The 14,197-nt window shown below is 75.1% G+C and carries 12 protein-coding genes; 8 read left to right on the forward strand and 4 right to left on the reverse strand.

All coding sequences use genetic code 11. The annotated features are described in order from the left end of the window. Window positions 1-72: 72 nt before the first annotated feature. From FB586_RS15230 to FB586_RS15265, 8 genes are all read left to right on the forward strand, one after another. Window positions 73-1,290, forward strand: coding sequence for a thiolase family protein (locus tag FB586_RS15230; protein WP_136520147.1), 1,218 nt, complete (start codon window positions 73-75; stop codon window positions 1,288-1,290). Next, window positions 1,287-3,407 (forward strand): 3-hydroxyacyl-CoA dehydrogenase NAD-binding domain-containing protein, encoded by a 2,121-nt coding sequence (locus FB586_RS15235; RefSeq protein ID WP_136520148.1) that lies wholly within the window; start codon window positions 1,287-1,289, stop codon window positions 3,405-3,407. The genes FB586_RS15230 and FB586_RS15235 overlap by 4 nt, the downstream gene beginning before the upstream one ends. A 158-nt stretch (window positions 3,408-3,565) precedes the next feature. Next, entirely contained in the window at window positions 3,566-4,240 is a 675-nt protein-coding gene (locus FB586_RS15240) for a maleylpyruvate isomerase N-terminal domain-containing protein (RefSeq protein WP_136520149.1), read from the forward strand. A gap of 215 nt (window positions 4,241-4,455) precedes the next feature. Next, window positions 4,456-4,794 (forward strand): hypothetical protein, encoded by a 339-nt coding sequence (locus FB586_RS15245; RefSeq protein WP_136520150.1) that lies wholly within the window; start codon window positions 4,456-4,458, stop codon window positions 4,792-4,794. A 3-nt stretch (window positions 4,795-4,797) separates the two neighbouring features. Beyond that, window positions 4,798-5,454: a hypothetical protein gene (locus tag FB586_RS15250; protein ID WP_136520151.1), complete on the forward strand. Its 657-nt coding sequence runs from the start codon at window positions 4,798-4,800 to the stop codon at window positions 5,452-5,454. After that, window positions 5,451-6,479, forward strand: a complete 1,029-nt coding sequence (locus FB586_RS15255; RefSeq protein WP_136520152.1) for a peptidoglycan-binding domain-containing protein — start codon at window positions 5,451-5,453, stop codon at window positions 6,477-6,479. Before FB586_RS15250 ends, FB586_RS15255 begins: the two co-directional genes overlap by 4 nt. After that, window positions 6,476-7,099 (forward strand): ATP-binding cassette domain-containing protein, encoded by a 624-nt coding sequence (locus FB586_RS15260; protein WP_222928375.1) that lies wholly within the window; start codon window positions 6,476-6,478, stop codon window positions 7,097-7,099. Before FB586_RS15255 ends, FB586_RS15260 begins: the two co-directional genes overlap by 4 nt. Next, window positions 7,096-8,202 carry a hypothetical protein gene (locus tag FB586_RS15265; protein ID WP_136520154.1) on the forward strand — a complete coding sequence of 369 codons (1,107 nt, stop codon included), beginning with the start codon at window positions 7,096-7,098 and terminating at the stop codon, window positions 8,200-8,202. The genes FB586_RS15260 and FB586_RS15265 overlap by 4 nt, the downstream gene beginning before the upstream one ends. A gap of 53 nt (window positions 8,203-8,255) precedes the next feature. Here the strand turns inward: FB586_RS15265 and pflA are convergent, their stop codons facing one another. The 4 genes from pflA to FB586_RS15285 form a co-directional block, all read right to left on the reverse strand. Further along, window positions 8,256-9,143, reverse strand: coding sequence for a pyruvate formate-lyase-activating protein (gene pflA, locus FB586_RS15270; RefSeq protein ID WP_136520155.1), 888 nt, complete (start codon window positions 9,141-9,143; stop codon window positions 8,256-8,258). An 85-nt stretch (window positions 9,144-9,228) separates the two neighbouring features. Next, entirely contained in the window at window positions 9,229-11,493 is a 2,265-nt protein-coding gene (pflB, locus tag FB586_RS15275; protein ID WP_136520156.1) for a formate C-acetyltransferase, read from the reverse strand. 89 nt (window positions 11,494-11,582) lie between these two features. Beyond that, window positions 11,583-13,460 carry a 1-deoxy-D-xylulose-5-phosphate synthase gene (gene dxs / locus FB586_RS15280; RefSeq protein ID WP_136520157.1) on the reverse strand — a complete coding sequence of 626 codons (1,878 nt, stop codon included), beginning with the start codon at window positions 13,458-13,460 and terminating at the stop codon, window positions 11,583-11,585. Window positions 13,461-13,580: 120 nt separating this feature from the next. Continuing rightward, a complete protein-coding gene (locus FB586_RS15285; RefSeq protein WP_136520158.1) occupies window positions 13,581-14,189 on the reverse strand; it encodes a DUF4126 domain-containing protein in 609 nt (202 codons plus the stop codon). Window positions 14,190-14,197 lie beyond the last annotated feature (8 nt).

Raw genomic sequence — 14,197 nt, forward strand, 5'->3', positions numbered from 1 at the left:
CGTCCAGGGACGATGGTCCTGACGCGCGCCCCGCCCGCCGGGCGCCCGGACACCGCCGTCCCAGGAGGATCGATGCCGACCTCGTCCCCACCCGCCGCACGCCGCGTCGCCTTCGTCGACGGCGTCCGCACCCCCTTCGGCCGCGCCCGCAAGGACGGCCTGTACGCGCACACGCGCGCCGACGACCTGGCCGTCAGGACCGTCCGTGAGCTCCTGCGCCGCCACCCGCAGCTGCCGCCCGAGCGCGTGGACGACGTCGCGCTCGCCGCGACCACGCAGCAGGGCGACCAGGGCCTCACGCTGGGCCGCACCGTCGCCATGCTCGCGGGCCTGCCGCCGACCGTCCCCGGCTTCGCGATCGACCGCATGTGCGCGGGCGCGATGACGGCCGTGACCACGACCGCGGCGGCCATCGGCTACGGCGCGCAGGACGTGACCGTCGCCGGCGGCGTCGAGCACATGGGGCGCCACCCGATGGGCTTCGACGCGGACCCGAACCCGCGCTTCATGGCCGAGCGGCTCGTCGCCGCCGACGCCCTCAACATGGGCGTGACCGCCGAGAACCTGCACGACCGGTTCCCGGCGCTCACGCGCGAGCGCGCCGACGCGTACGGCGTCGCGAGCCAGGAGAAGTTCGCGAAGGCGCTCGCCGCCGGGCAGATCGAGCCCGACCTCGTGCCCGTCGCGCTGCGCGACCCCGCGCGCGGCTGGGGTCTGGCCACCGCGGACGAGCCGCCGCGCCCGGGCACCACGGTGGAGGCGATCGCGGGCCTGCCGACGCCGTTCCGCCCGGGCGGGCGCGTCACGGCGGGCACCTCGGCGCCGCTCACCGACGGCGCCGCCTCGTGCCTGCTCGCCGCCGAGGACGTGGCCGAGGAGCTGGGCCTGCCGGTCCGCATGCGCATGGTGTCGTTCGCGTACGCGGGCGTCGAGCCCGAGGTGATGGGCCTGGGCCCGGTCCCCTCGACCGAGAAGGCGCTCGCGCGTGCGGGCCTGACGATCGACGACATCGGCCTCATCGAGATCAACGAGGCGTTCGCGGTGCAGGTGCTGTCGTTCCTCGACGCGTTCGGCATCGCCGACGACGACCCGCGGGTGAACCCGTACGGCGGCGCGATCGCCGTCGGGCACCCGCTCGCCTCGTCGGGCGTGCGTCTCATGACGCAGCTCGCGCGGCAGTTCGAGGAGCGCCCCGAGGTCCGGTACGGCCTGACGACGATGTGCGTCGGCCTCGGCCAGGGCGGCACGGTCGTCTGGGAGAACCCGCACTTCACGGAGGACGCGCGATGAGCACGAGCACCCCCCGCCCCGAGCGCGTCACGCATGCGCACGCCCGCGACGTCCGCCTGCCCGGCGGCCTGGGCACGCTGGTCCTCGTCACCGTCGACAACGGGCTGGACCACACCAAGCCGACGACGTTCGGCCCGCAGGGCATCGCCGAGCTCACCGCGACGCTCACGGCGGTGCGCGAGCGCGTCGCCGCCGGCGAGGTCGCCGCCGTCGCCGTCACGGGCAAGCCGTACTACCTCGCCGCCGGAGCCGACCTCACCCAGGTCGCGTCCGTGACGACCCGCGAGCAGGCGCTCGAGCTCGGCCGCGGGGGGCACGCGGCGTACCGGCTGCTGAACGACATGGGCGTGCCGACGTTCGCGTTCGTCAACGGCGCCGCGCTCGGCGGCGGGCTCGAGCTGGCGCTGGCGTGCGACTACCGGACGGCCGCGGCCGACGTGCGTGCGCTCGCGCTGCCGGAGACGGGGCTGGGCCTCGTGCCCGGCTGGGGCGGCGCGTACCGCGTGCCGCGGCTCGTCGGCATCGAGAAGGCGCTCGAGGTCGTGCTGACCCGCCCCGCGGCCAACAAGCCGTACACCGCGGCGCAGGCGGCGCAGGCCGGGCTCGTCGACGTCGTGCTCGACCCGGCGGACTTCCTCGAGGAGTCGGTGCGCTGGGCGGCCCGGGTCCTGGACGGGTCCGTCGTCGTCGAGCGGCGTCCCCTCGACGACGCGGGGACGTGGGAGGCCGTCGTCTCGGCGGCCCGCGAGCGGCTCGGCGCGACCGTCCACGGGTCGCGCCCCGCGCCGTACCGCGCGCTCGACCTGATGGCGGCCGCGCGGGACGCCGACGTGGACGCCGCGTACGCGGCCGAGGACGAGGCGCTGGCCGACCTCATCATGAGCGACGAGATGCGCGCGAGCGTGTACGCGTTCGGCCTCGTCCAGGGCGGCAAGCGGCCGGAGGGCGCGCCGGACCCGTCGCTCGCGCAGCCCGTCACGCGCGTCGGCGTCGTCGGCGCGGGGCTCATGGCGTCGCAGATCGCGCTGCTGTTCGCGCAGCGCCTCGGCGTACCCGTCGTGATGCGCGACCTCGACCAGGCGCGCGTCGACCACGGCCTGGCGGCGGTGCGGCAGCAGGTCGAGCGGCTCGTCTCGACCGGCCGGATGACCCCCGACGCGGGCGCGCGCATCACGGCCTCCGTCACCGGCTCGACGGAGCTGTCCGTCTTCACGGGCTGCGACCTCGTGATCGAGGCCGTCACCGAGGTGCTCGACCTCAAGAAGCGCGTCTTCGCCGAGCTCGAGCAGGTCGTCGGGCCCGACACGGTCCTGGCGACGAACACCTCGGCGCTGTCGGTCACCCGCATGGCGGCCGACCTGGAGCACCCGGAGCGCGTCGTCGGGCTGCACTTCTTCAACCCCGTGGCCGCGATGCCGCTGGTCGAGGTCGTGCGCGCGGAGCGCACGTCCGACGCCGCGCTCGCGACCGGCTTCGCGGTCGCGCAGAAGCTGCGCAAGACGGCGGTGCTCGTGGCCGACCGGCCCGGGTTCGTCGTCAACCGGCTCCTGGTCCTGCTGCTGGGGAAGATCGTCGAGGCGGTCGAGAACGGCACGCCCGTCGACGTGGCGGACCGCGCGCTCGACCCGCTGGGACTGCCCATGCCGCCGTTCGAGCTGTTCGACCTCGTCGGCCCGGCCGTGGGCCTGCACGTGCTGACGTCGCTGCGGGAGGACCTCGGCGACCGGTTCCCGCGCTCCCCCGGGCTGGAGAAGCTCGTCGCCGACGGGACCACGGTCGTCCGGCCGGCGCCCGCCAAGGGGCTGCCCAAGCGCGTCGACCCCGCGGTGCAGGCGGTGTTCGACTCCGCGCGCGAGACGCCCGCGGCCGGCGCCCCGCTCGACGAGGCCGGCGTGCTCGACGCCGTGCTCACGGCCCTGACGGTCGAGATCGGGCACATGCTCGACGAGGGCGTCGTCGCGACGACCCAGCAGGTCGACCTGTGCATGATCCTCGGCGCCGGCTGGGGCTTCCACCTCGGCGGGATCACGCCGTACCTGGACCGCACCGGGTACAGCGAGCGCGTGCTCGGGCGGCGGCTGCTGCCCGACGGCGTCGCGAACGTCCCCGGCCGCTGACCCACCGGCCTCACCCGGACCGCTGCAGCGGTCGGTCGGGGAGGTCGCGGGGAACGTGCGACGTCGCGGGCCGCAGCCCGCGACGTCAGCACCTCCCCGCGACCTCGCCGCTGGGGACCGTCTTGCCCGGGCGACCGCGCCTGCGCCAGGGTGACGCCGTGCCCGAGACGCTGCCGCCCCTGACCTTCGCCGACGCCCTCGACCGCTCCGCGGTGGTCGCCGCGGCCCACGTCGTCGCCGACCTCGTGGACCGTCCCGAGGTGCTCGCGGCCTGGGACGCGGAGTCCTCGTGCCCCGGCATGAGCGTCGGCGCGCTGGCGTACCACCTCACGCTCCAGCCGCAGCGCACGGTCGAGGTGCTCGGCGCACCGGCCCCTCCCGCGTCGGACGGCCCGCACGTCACCGTGGACGAGCACTACGCGCAGGCGACGTGGATCCAGGAGGACCTGGACGGCCCGTCGAACGTCGCCGTGCGGACGCGCTCCCGGGACGCCGCGGAGCACGGGCCGGCGGTGGTGCGCGACGGGCTCCGCGCGTCCCTCGCCCGCCTCGACGCCGTGCTGGCCGAAGCGGGCCCGCGCGTGCTCGTGCCCTGGACAGGCGCCGTGATGGCCACCGACGACTTCCTCGTCACCCGCCTGCTCGAGATCGTGGTGCACACCGACGACCTCGCCTCCAGCGTCGACCTGCCGACGCCGGACCTGCCGGCCGGTGCCGCCGTCCCCGTGCTGCGCGTGCTCACCGACCTCGCGGTGCGCCGGCACGGGCAGGCGGCGCTCGTACGCGCCCTCAGCCGTCCGCAGCGGGCCCCGGGGGTCGTCGCCGCCTTCTGAACGGAGGCGCCGCCGGGAGGCCCGGGCCCGACCGCACGACGAGATCGCAACTTTCGAATCTCTGGCCTGGCCGCCCCGCTGCGGTGACGCGTCGCGGCCCGCCGTGACCGCAGAGGGACGACCCTTGACGCGCGGTGGGGGCGCCGCCATGCTTCGTCCGGATCTCGACCAGGCCCGCCGCGCGGTCCGACAGTTTCTGCTCGAGAGGATCTGCAATGACGCGTGTCCTGCTCTCCACCCTGACGGCCGCGGCGCCCGCGGTCGGGGCCTCGGTGGCCGTCGCGGCGCCCGCGACCGCCGTGACCGCCGCCGTCGGCGGGTCGGTCTGCCAGACGATCGACCACCGCCTCGCCAGCGGTGCCGCCTCCAGCAGGAACACCTGCACCTCGGTCCGGGCCCGCGTCGGGTACCGCGACTCGGGCGGCACCGCTCGCTACGTGTACGGCTCGTGGGCGGCGTACTCCGCGGCCAGCTTCACGCACGGCGGGATGCTCGTCAGCCGGGCGGTCGACGTCCAGCTGGGCTCGTCCACCACCGGCTTCCCGACGTACTGACGCATGCGCGCACGAGCCCTCGTCGGGGTGCTCGCCGTGACGTCCCTCGCGCCGGCCCTCGCGGCCTGCGCGGGGGGCGCCCCGGAGCCCGACCCCGACCTCCCCGCGGTGTACGCGGCGGAGTTCGACCGCGTCCTGGCCGGCGACCCGAGCGACCTCGAGCGCGAGGTCCTCGAGGACCGGCGCATCACCGACGCCGAGTACTCCACCGCGCGGGACGCCTTCCGGCAGTGCGCCGAGGACGCGCACTACGAGGTGACCTTCCTCGAGGGCGGCGGGTTCGACATCGGGCCCGGACCGCAGGTCCAGGACGCCCACGGCAGCGACGAGGAGGCCCTCGCAGCGATGGACGCGGTCGTCGCCGGCTGCGAGGACGGCACGACGGCGAGCATCGGCTACCTCTACGAGGCGATGCGCTCCAACCCCGAGGGCAGCACCGGGGTGCAGGTCATCCGTGCCTGCTTCGCGGAGAAGGGCGTGCCGGACGGCGACGGTCTCAGCGAGGAGCAGCTGACCCAGCTGCTGCACGACGAGTCGTACGTGCCGTCGAGCGACGCGGCCCGTGCCTGCGTCGTCGACCCGACCGGCCAGCTCAGCCCCGGCGAGCTCGCCGAGGCCGTGGAGCAGGCGCGGACGTCCGCCGAGGTGCCCGCACCGTGAGCCCGCGTCTGCCCGCCGCCGCCGGCTCCCCCGCCGTGCTGGGGCTGGTGGGGACGGCACTGGTCGCCGCGGGCGCCCTGGCCGCCAGCGTCCTGCTGCCTCAGCCGGTCGCCGGCCCGGCCGCGGCGGACGTCACGACCCGGGATGTCGCCGTGACGACGCAGAGCTTCGACGCCGCGCGCCGGGTGACCGTCATCCCGCGCACCGCGGAGCCGCGCGACCTGACGGTCACGGACACGGGGCGCGTCACGGCGAGCGCGTGCGCGCCCGGCGCGCACCTCACCTCGGGGACCAGTCCGCTCACCCTGGACGACCGGCCGGTCGTCGCCCTGTCCACCGCGGTGCCCCTGTGGCGGGACCTCGACCTGGGCGCCACCGGTGCCGACGTCCGCGCGCTCCAGGACGAGCTGGTGCGCCTCGGCCACGAGCTGCGCCCGGACGGCGTGTACCGCGAGCGCACCCGCGCGGCCGTCCGCGCGCTCCTGACCTCCCTCGGAGCGGTGCGGCCGAGCGGGGCGCTGCCGGTCGCGTCCGTGCTGTGGCTGCCCGCGCCCGACGTGGTGGCGACCACGTGCGCCGCCCGGGTCGGCGACCCCCTCACCGACGGCGTGGTCGCCACGGTCGACGGCGGCCTCACCGCGCTCGAGGTCACCGAGCCGCGCGGCGACGGGTTCGTGCTCCGCTACGGGCAGCACGCGGCCCCCGTCGCCGACGACGGCACCGTGACGGACCCCGGGTTCCTCGCGGCGGTCGCCGCCGGTCCCGAGCTCCGATCGGGACCCCAGGACGGGGAGCCGGCGACGCTGGAGCTCGAGGAGGCGCTGGCCGAGCCGGTCGACGTCGCCGTGGTGCCACCGGCGGCCGTGCGCGCGAGCGACGAGCGGTCGGGCTGCGTGCTGGCCGACGGCGTCCCGCGTCCCGTCACGATCGTGTCCTCGGCCCTGGGCCAGGCGCTCGTGACGTTCGACGGCGCCCCTTCTGCGGTCGTCACCGCCCCGGTCCCGGCGGGCACGTCGTGCACGTGAGGCTGGTCCGGGCCGAGGGGCTGACGCACGCCTTCCCGGGCACCGGCCCGCTGTTCACCGGACTCGACCTGGTCCTGCGGGCCGGCGAGGTCGTCGGGCTCGTGGGCCCGTCCGGCTCCGGGAAGTCCACGCTGCTCTCCGTCCTGGCCGGCTGGGTGACGCCGCTCGGCGGGCGCGTGGAGCGCATCGGCATCGACCACACGGGCTGGGTCCTGCAGAACCCGCACGGCGTCGCCCGGCGCAGCACCCTCGACCACGTCGTCCTGCCGCTGCTGGCGCGGGGACGGCGCCGGGTGGACGCCGAGGACGAGGCCATGGCGCTGCTGGCCCGCTTCGGCCTGGCGGCCGCCGCGGCGCGCCCCTTCCGCGCGCTGTCCGGCGGCGAGGCGCAGCGCCTCATGCTGGCTCGCGCCGTCGCGACGGCGGCGGACCTGCTGCTCGTCGACGAGCCCACCGCCCAGCTCGACCTGCAGACGGCGGACACCGTCAACGACGTCCTGGCGGGCATCGCGCAGGAGGATGCCGTGGTCGTCGTCGCGACGCACGACCCCCGCACGCGGGACGCATGCACCCGCGTGGTGGACCTGGCGGACCACCAGAGCGCACCGGTGGGCCCGTGACGCGCCGGATGCGGGCGTCGTCGGTGTGCTCCGAGGCGTGGCGGGACGTGGTCACGGGGACGGGTCGCCCCGGCCTGCTCGCGGTGCTCTTCCTCCTGGTGGTCGGCGGGGTCGCCGCCGCGGACGTGCGTGCCGTGGTCGGCGTGCTCGACAGCGCCGAGCAGTTCCGCAGGAGCGGGGCAGCCGTGCAGGTCCTCGAGGCGGGCGCCGACGGTGGAGGTGCGGTGGACGGCGCGGCCTGCGACGCCCTGGCGGGCACCGACGGCGTCCAGGCGGCCGGGGCGCTGCGGTTGGCGGAGCCCACACGCGTCGCGACGCTGCCGGCGCAGGACCTGACGACGTACGAGGTCACCCCCGGTCTGCTGGAGGTCGTGCGCGAGGCGGGCGGACGCACGGCGGCGGACGCGGGCGCGACCGGCGGCCTCTGGCTCTCGGCCGACCTCGCGGAGGTGCTCGGCACCCGGCCCGGCGACGAGGTCCTGACCCGCAGCGGCCCGGCGACGGTGGCGGGCGTCTACCGCTGGCCGGAGGACGGTCGCGCGCGCTCCCTGGGCTTCGCGGTCCTCGCGCCGGTGGCCGCCGGCGGCGCGTTCACCCAGTGCTGGGCCCAGACGTGGCCGGTCGACGAGGACGTCACCGGGCTGCTGTACACCGGTGCGCGCGCGGGCCGCACGGCCGACGCCACCGTCGCGCAGCTCAACCCCGCCCTGGGCGCCGCGCACCCCACGCCCGACCTCCTCGCCGCGCGCGCGACCGCGCTCGCTCCCGTCGCCGCGGCGGTCGCGGGGCTCGCGCTGGGCTTCGGCTCCACCCGAGTGCGTCGGCTCGAGATCGCGAGCGCCCTGCACGCACGGGTCCCCCGCTCGCACCTGACGTGGCAGCACCTGCTCGAGACCGTCGCGTGGCTCGCGGCCGCGTCGCTCGTCGCCGCGGCCGCCCTCGTGTGGGTCGCCGGCGTGGGGAACCCCGGCCCCGCGTGGCCCACCTGGGTGGCCGGCTCGCGCACCCTCGGTGCGGGTGCCGCGGCCGTCGTCCTGGGCACGCTCGCCGGTGTGGCGGCCACCCGGGAGCGGCACCTCTTCCGCTACTTCAAGGAGCGATGAGCGCCCTCCGGCAGCTGATAGCGGCGCGAGGGCCTCCGCGCCTCCGGTCGCCCTCAGAACGTCGTGAGCCCGCGGGACCGGAAGACCTCGCGCACCGCCTCGGTCGCCTCGGCCGTCGGCGGCTCGACGTCCCCGAGCTCGTACCGCATGCCCAGGTCCGCCCACTTGTCGCGGCCCATCTGGTGGAACGGCAGCACCTCGACCCGCTCCACGGCGGGCCCGAACGACACGACGTGGTCGGCCACGGCGGCGACGTTCTCCGGGGCGTCGGTGAGCCCGGGGACGAGCACGAACCGGATCCACATCCGCGTGCCCCGCGCGCCGAGGCGGCGCCCGAGGTCGAGCGTCGGCTGCAGCTCCCGGCCGGTCGCGCGACGGTAGGTGTCCGGCAGGCCGGACTTCACGTCGAGCAGGACGAGGTCGACGTCGTCGAGCATCGCGTCCGTGGCGTGCGCGCCGAGGAAGCCGGACGTGTCGATCGCGACCGGCACGCCCATCGCCGCGGCACCGCGCACCAGCCGGCGCACGAACGCCGGCTGCATGAGCGGCTCGCCGCCGCTGATGGTCAGGCCGCCGCCGGTCGCCCGGAAGACGCCCCGGTAGCGGGCGACCTTCGCGAGGACCTCGTCCGCGGCGACGTCGGTGCCGCGGCGCATCTCCATCGTGTCGGGGTTGTGGCAGTACAGGCACCGCAACGGGCAGCCCGACAGGAAGACCGTCAGCCGCGTCCCGGGACCGTCGACGGCCGTGACGAGCTCCCACGAGTGCACCGAGCCCAGCCGGCCCTCGCGGACCGCCGCGAGCCGCTCGGCGCGCTCCGCGTCGGTCGGCTCCAGGCCGGCGGTGCCGTGCCCGTGCGCGCGGGTGTGCGACCCGGCGACCAGCGGCGTGCCGAGCGCGACGACCGGGGCGCCGGTCTGCTCGGTGGTGGTCGTGGTCACGGGGACCTCCGGTCGTCGGTGGTGCGGGGGCGGTGCGAGGGCCCCGGCCCGGTGTCAGCGGGCCGGGCCGGGGCCGGCGGGCGGGTCAGACCCCGCCGTGGAACGTCCGGGAGAGCACGTCGAGCTGCTGCTCGCGCGTGAGGCGGACGAAGTTCACGGCGTAGCCGGACACCCGGATGGTCAGCTGCGGGTAGTTCTCCGGGTGCTCCATGGCATCCAGGAGCGTCTCGCGGTTGAGGACGTTGACGTTCATGTGGAAGCCCGACGACAGGACGTACGCGTCGAGCAGGCCCACGAGGTTCGTCACCTGCTCGTCCTTGGTGCGGCCGAGGCCGGAGGGGACGATCGACGACGTCAGCGAGATGCCGTCCTGCGCCTCGGAGTACGGCAGCTTCGCGACCGACAGCGCCGAGGCGAGCATGCCGTGCGTGTCGCGGCCGTTCATCGGGTTGGCGCCGGGGGCGAACGGCTCGCCGGCCTTGCGCCCGTCGGGCGTGGAGCCGGTGGCCTTGCCGTAGACGACGTTCGACGTGATGGTCAGCACCGACTGCGTGTGCAGCGCGCTCCGGTACGTCGGCAGCGCACGGATCTTCTCCATGAAGCGCCGGACCACCCACACGGCGATCTCGTCGGCGCGGTCGTCGTCGTTGCCGTACGTCGGGTAGTCGCCCTCGACGACGTACTCGGTGACGAGGCCGTCCGCCGTGCGCAGCGCCCGGACCTTCGCGTGCTTGATCGCGGACAGCGAGTCCGCGACCACGGACAGCCCGGCGATGCCGCACGCGAGCGTGCGCAGGATCGCACGGTCGTGCAGCGCCATCTCGATGCGCTCGTACGCGTACTTGTCGTGCATGTAGTGCACGCAGTTGAGCGCGTCGACGTAGGTCTCGGCGAGCCAGTCCATCGTCCGGTCGAACTTCGCCAGGACGTCGTCGTAGTCGAGGATCTCGCCCTCCACCGGCGCCGCCACCGGGGCGACCTGCTTGCCGGTGACCTCGTCGCGACCGCCGTTGATCGCGTACAGCAGCGCCTTCGCGAGGTTCACGCGGGCGCCGAAGAACTGCATCTGCTTGCCCACCCGCATCGGCGAGACGCAGCACGCGATCGCCGCGTCGTCGCCCCACGAGGCGCGGATCAGCTCGTCGGACTCGTACTGCACGGCGGAGGTGTCGATCGACACCTGCGCGCAGAACCGCTTGAAGCCCTCGGGCAGCCGCTCGCTCCAGAACACCGTCATGTTCGGCTCCGGCGCCGGGCCCAGGTTGTACAGCGTCTGCAGGTACCGGAACGAGGTCCGCGTGACGAGCGGGCGCCCGTCCTCGCCGATGCCGCCGATCGACTCGGTGACCCAGGTCGGGTCGCCGGAGAACAGCTGGTCGTACTCCGGCGTGCGCAGGAACCGCACGATGCGCAGCTTGATGACGAAGTCGTCGATGATCTCCTGCGCCTGCTCCTCGGTGAGGACGCCGGCCTCGAGGTCGCGCTGCAGGTAGACGTCGAGGAAGGTCGACGTGCGCCCGAGCGACATCGCCGCACCGTTCTGCTCCTTCACCGCCGCGAGGTAGGCGAAGTAGAGCCACTGCACGGCCTCGCGGGCGGTGGTCGCCGGCCGGGCGATGTCGTAGCCGTACGACGCCGCCATCTCCTTGAGCTCGTGCAGGGCGCGGATCTGCTCGGCCAGCTCCTCGCGGTCGCGGATCACGTCCTCGACCGACCGCTCCATGTCGAGCGACGCCTTCTCGAGCTTCTTCGCGGCGACGAGCGCGTCGACGCCGTACAGGGCCACCCGGCGGTAGTCGCCGATGATCCGGCCGCGGCCGTAGGCGTCGGGCAGGCCCGTGATGATGTGCGAGCTGCGCGCCGCGCGGACGTTCGGCGGGTACACGTCGAAGACGCCGTCGTTGTGCGTCTTGCGGTACCTGGTGAAGATGTCGACGATCTCCTGCGGCGCCTCGTAGCCGTACGTCTGCAGCGAGGTCGCCACCATGCGCCAGCCGCCGTTCGGCATGATCGCGCGCTTGAGCGGCGCGTCGGTCTGCAGGCCGACGATGACCTCGTTCGCCTCGTCGATGTAGCCGGGCGCGTGCGACGTGATCGTCGAGGGCGTGGCCGCGTCGACGTCGTAGACGCCCTTCTCGCGCTCGGCCGGGAACATCGCGCTCAGGCGGTCCCAGATGCCCGTGGTGCGGGCGGTCGGCCCGGCGAGGAAGGACGCGTCGCCCGTGTAGGGCGTGTAGTTGCGCTGGATGAAGTCACGGACGTCGACCGTGTCGGTCCACGGCCCGGTGACGAAGCCCTGCCAGGCCGCGGGTACGGCGGTCTCGCTGACGGGCTCCACGGTGAGGGACATCTGACGCTCCTGAGGTCGTCGGGGGTCGATACCTCGACGCTACGAGCGCAGTGATGGGATGTCTCGGGACCTCCGTCCCGGCAGCGTGGTCAGCCGCGGGCGGAGAGCGCCGCGAGCACGTCCGCCGCGACGTCGTGCGGGCGCAGGCGCAGCGCGTCGACGATCTCGTCGCGCTGCGCGTGGTCGAGGAACGCCGCCGGGACGCCGACCGACTGCACCGGCGTGGCGACGTTCGCCTCGCGCGAGCGCTGCCCGATCATCGCGCCGACGCCGCCGTCGACCAGGCCGTCCTCCAGCGTCACGACGTGGTCGTGCTCCCCCACGAGCTTCACGAGGGCCGCCGGGACCGGCAGCACCCACCGCGGGTCGACCACGGTGACGGCGAGCCCGTGGCCCGCCAGGATCTCGGCGGTGGCGAGCGCGGTCGTCGCCATCGGCCCGACACCCACGACGAGCACGCGCTGGCCCTCGCCCTCGTGCCGCGCGAGCACGTCGACGCCGTCGACCTCGTCGAGCGCGGGGATCGTGTCGCCCATCGCGCCCTTCGGGTACCGCACGACGGTCGGTGCGTCGTCGACGTCGACGGCCGTGCGCAGCGCGGCCCGCAGCGTCGGCTCGTCGCGGGGGGCCGCGAGCCGCAGGCCCGGCACGACGGACAGCATCGCCATGTCCCACATGCCGTTGTGGCTCGCGCCGTCGTCCCCCGTGATGCCCGCGCGGTCGAGCACGAACGTGACGCCCGCCCGGTGCAGCGCGACGTCCATGAGCACCTGGTCGAACGCGCGGTTGAGGAACGTGGCGTACACCGCGACGACCGGGTGCAGCCCGCCGTACGCCATGCCGGCGGCCGACGTCGCGGCGTGCTGCTCGGCGATGCCGACGTCGAACACGCGGTCGGGGAACTCCTCCGCGAACGGCGCGAGCCCGACCGGCTGCAGCATGGCGGCGGTGATCGCCACGACGTCGGGGCGGCGGCGGCCGATCCGCACGATCTCGTCGGCGAACACGCTCGTCCAGCCGAACCGCGACGGCGCGAGGGGCAGCCCCGTCTCGGGGTGGATCCGCCCGACCGCGTGGAACCGGTCCGCGACGTCCTGCTCGGCCGGCGTGTAGCCGCGGCCCTTCTCCGTGATGACGTGCACGATCACGGGCCCGCCGAACGCCCGGGCCCGGCGCAGCGCGGTCTCGACCGCCGCCTCGTCGTGGCCGTCGATCGGGCCGATGTACTTCAGGCCCAGGTCCTCGAACATGCCCTGGGGGGCGACGACGTCCTTGATGCCCTTCTTCAGGCCGTGCAGGGCGTCGTAGGCCAGGCGTCCGGGCGGGCCGGAGCGGCGCAGGGTCGACTTGCCCCACGACAGCATCGACTCGTAGCCGCGCGTCGTGCGCAGCGCGTCGAGGTGCTGGGCCAGACCGCCGATGGTCGGCGCGTAGGAGCGCCCGTTGTCGTTGACCACGACGACGAGGCGGCGGTCGGCGTCCGCGGCGATGTTGTTCAGCGCCTCCCACGCCATGCCGCCGGTGAGCGCCCCGTCCCCGATGACGGCGACCGTGTGGCGGTCGGCCTCGCCGCGCAGCTGACGCGCCTTCGCGATGCCGTCCGCCCACGACAGGGCGGTCGAGGCGTGCGAGTTCTCCACGACGTCGTGCTCGGACTCCGCGCGGCTCGGGTAGCCGGAGAGGCCGCCGCGGCGGCGCAGCCGCGAGAAGTCGCGCCGGCCGGTCAGCAGCTTGTGCACGTACGCCTGGTGGCCCGTGTCGAACACGATCGTGTCCCGGGGCGACTCGAAGACGCGGTGCAGCGCGATCGTCAGCTCGACGACGCCGAGGTTCGGGCCCAGGTGGCCCCCCGTGCGCGAGACCTGGTCGACGAGGAAGTCGCGGATCTCGGCGGCGAGCCGGTCCAGGTCGCGCGCCGGCAGCGCGCGCACGTCCTGCGGCGACGTGATGCGGTCCAGCAGTCCCACGAGGTCTCCTCCCGGTGCGGCGACCCTGCCGCACGGGCGACGGGACGTCCTCAGTGACGGATCAGTCTAGGCGTGCGCGCGCCCGCCGGTGGCTCGCCGGCACGGCCGCTCAGGCGCGGCTCAGGCGGGCCCGGCGGGCGCCGGCGGCGCGGACGCGCCGACGCGGCGTCGCCGCCGGCGGCGCCAGAGCGCCACGAACGCCCACACGAGCAGGCCGAGCACGACCACGACCAGCACCGGCAGGAAGATCGCGACGAGGCTGAGCCCCACGGACACGACGTCCTCGACCACCGAGGCCACCGGTCCGCCCGCCCCGCCGGTCGCCGCGTTGACGACCGGACGCACCGCCGCCTTGCCGCTGTGCACCAGCGCGGCCACGAGCACACCCGCCACGATCGGCACCCACGGGTTCTCGCTCACCCACGTCGAGCCCTCGACGCTCTCGGCCGCCGTGGTCGCGGCCGCGACGATCCCGCCGGTGGCGGGGCGCATCACCGTCTGCACGACGTCGTTGAAGGTGTCGACGAGCGGGACCTTGTCGAGCACGACGTCGGTGAGCAGCAGCACGGCGCCGAGGCCGATGGCCCACCAGCTCTCCATCCACACGAGCGCGGACGGCAGGGTCACGACGTCCGTCAGGCGCGCGAGCAGCGCGACCAGGAGGAACGGGATGTAGGCGTTGAGGCCCGCGGCGGCCGACAGGCCGATCCCGGTGAGCGCCACGAGCATGGGGCGAG

Origin of the sequence: Cellulomonas telluris, from assembly GCF_004886325.1 — a bacterium.
In the GTDB taxonomy this organism is placed as follows: domain Bacteria; phylum Actinomycetota; class Actinomycetes; order Actinomycetales; family Cellulomonadaceae; genus Cellulomonas; species Cellulomonas telluris.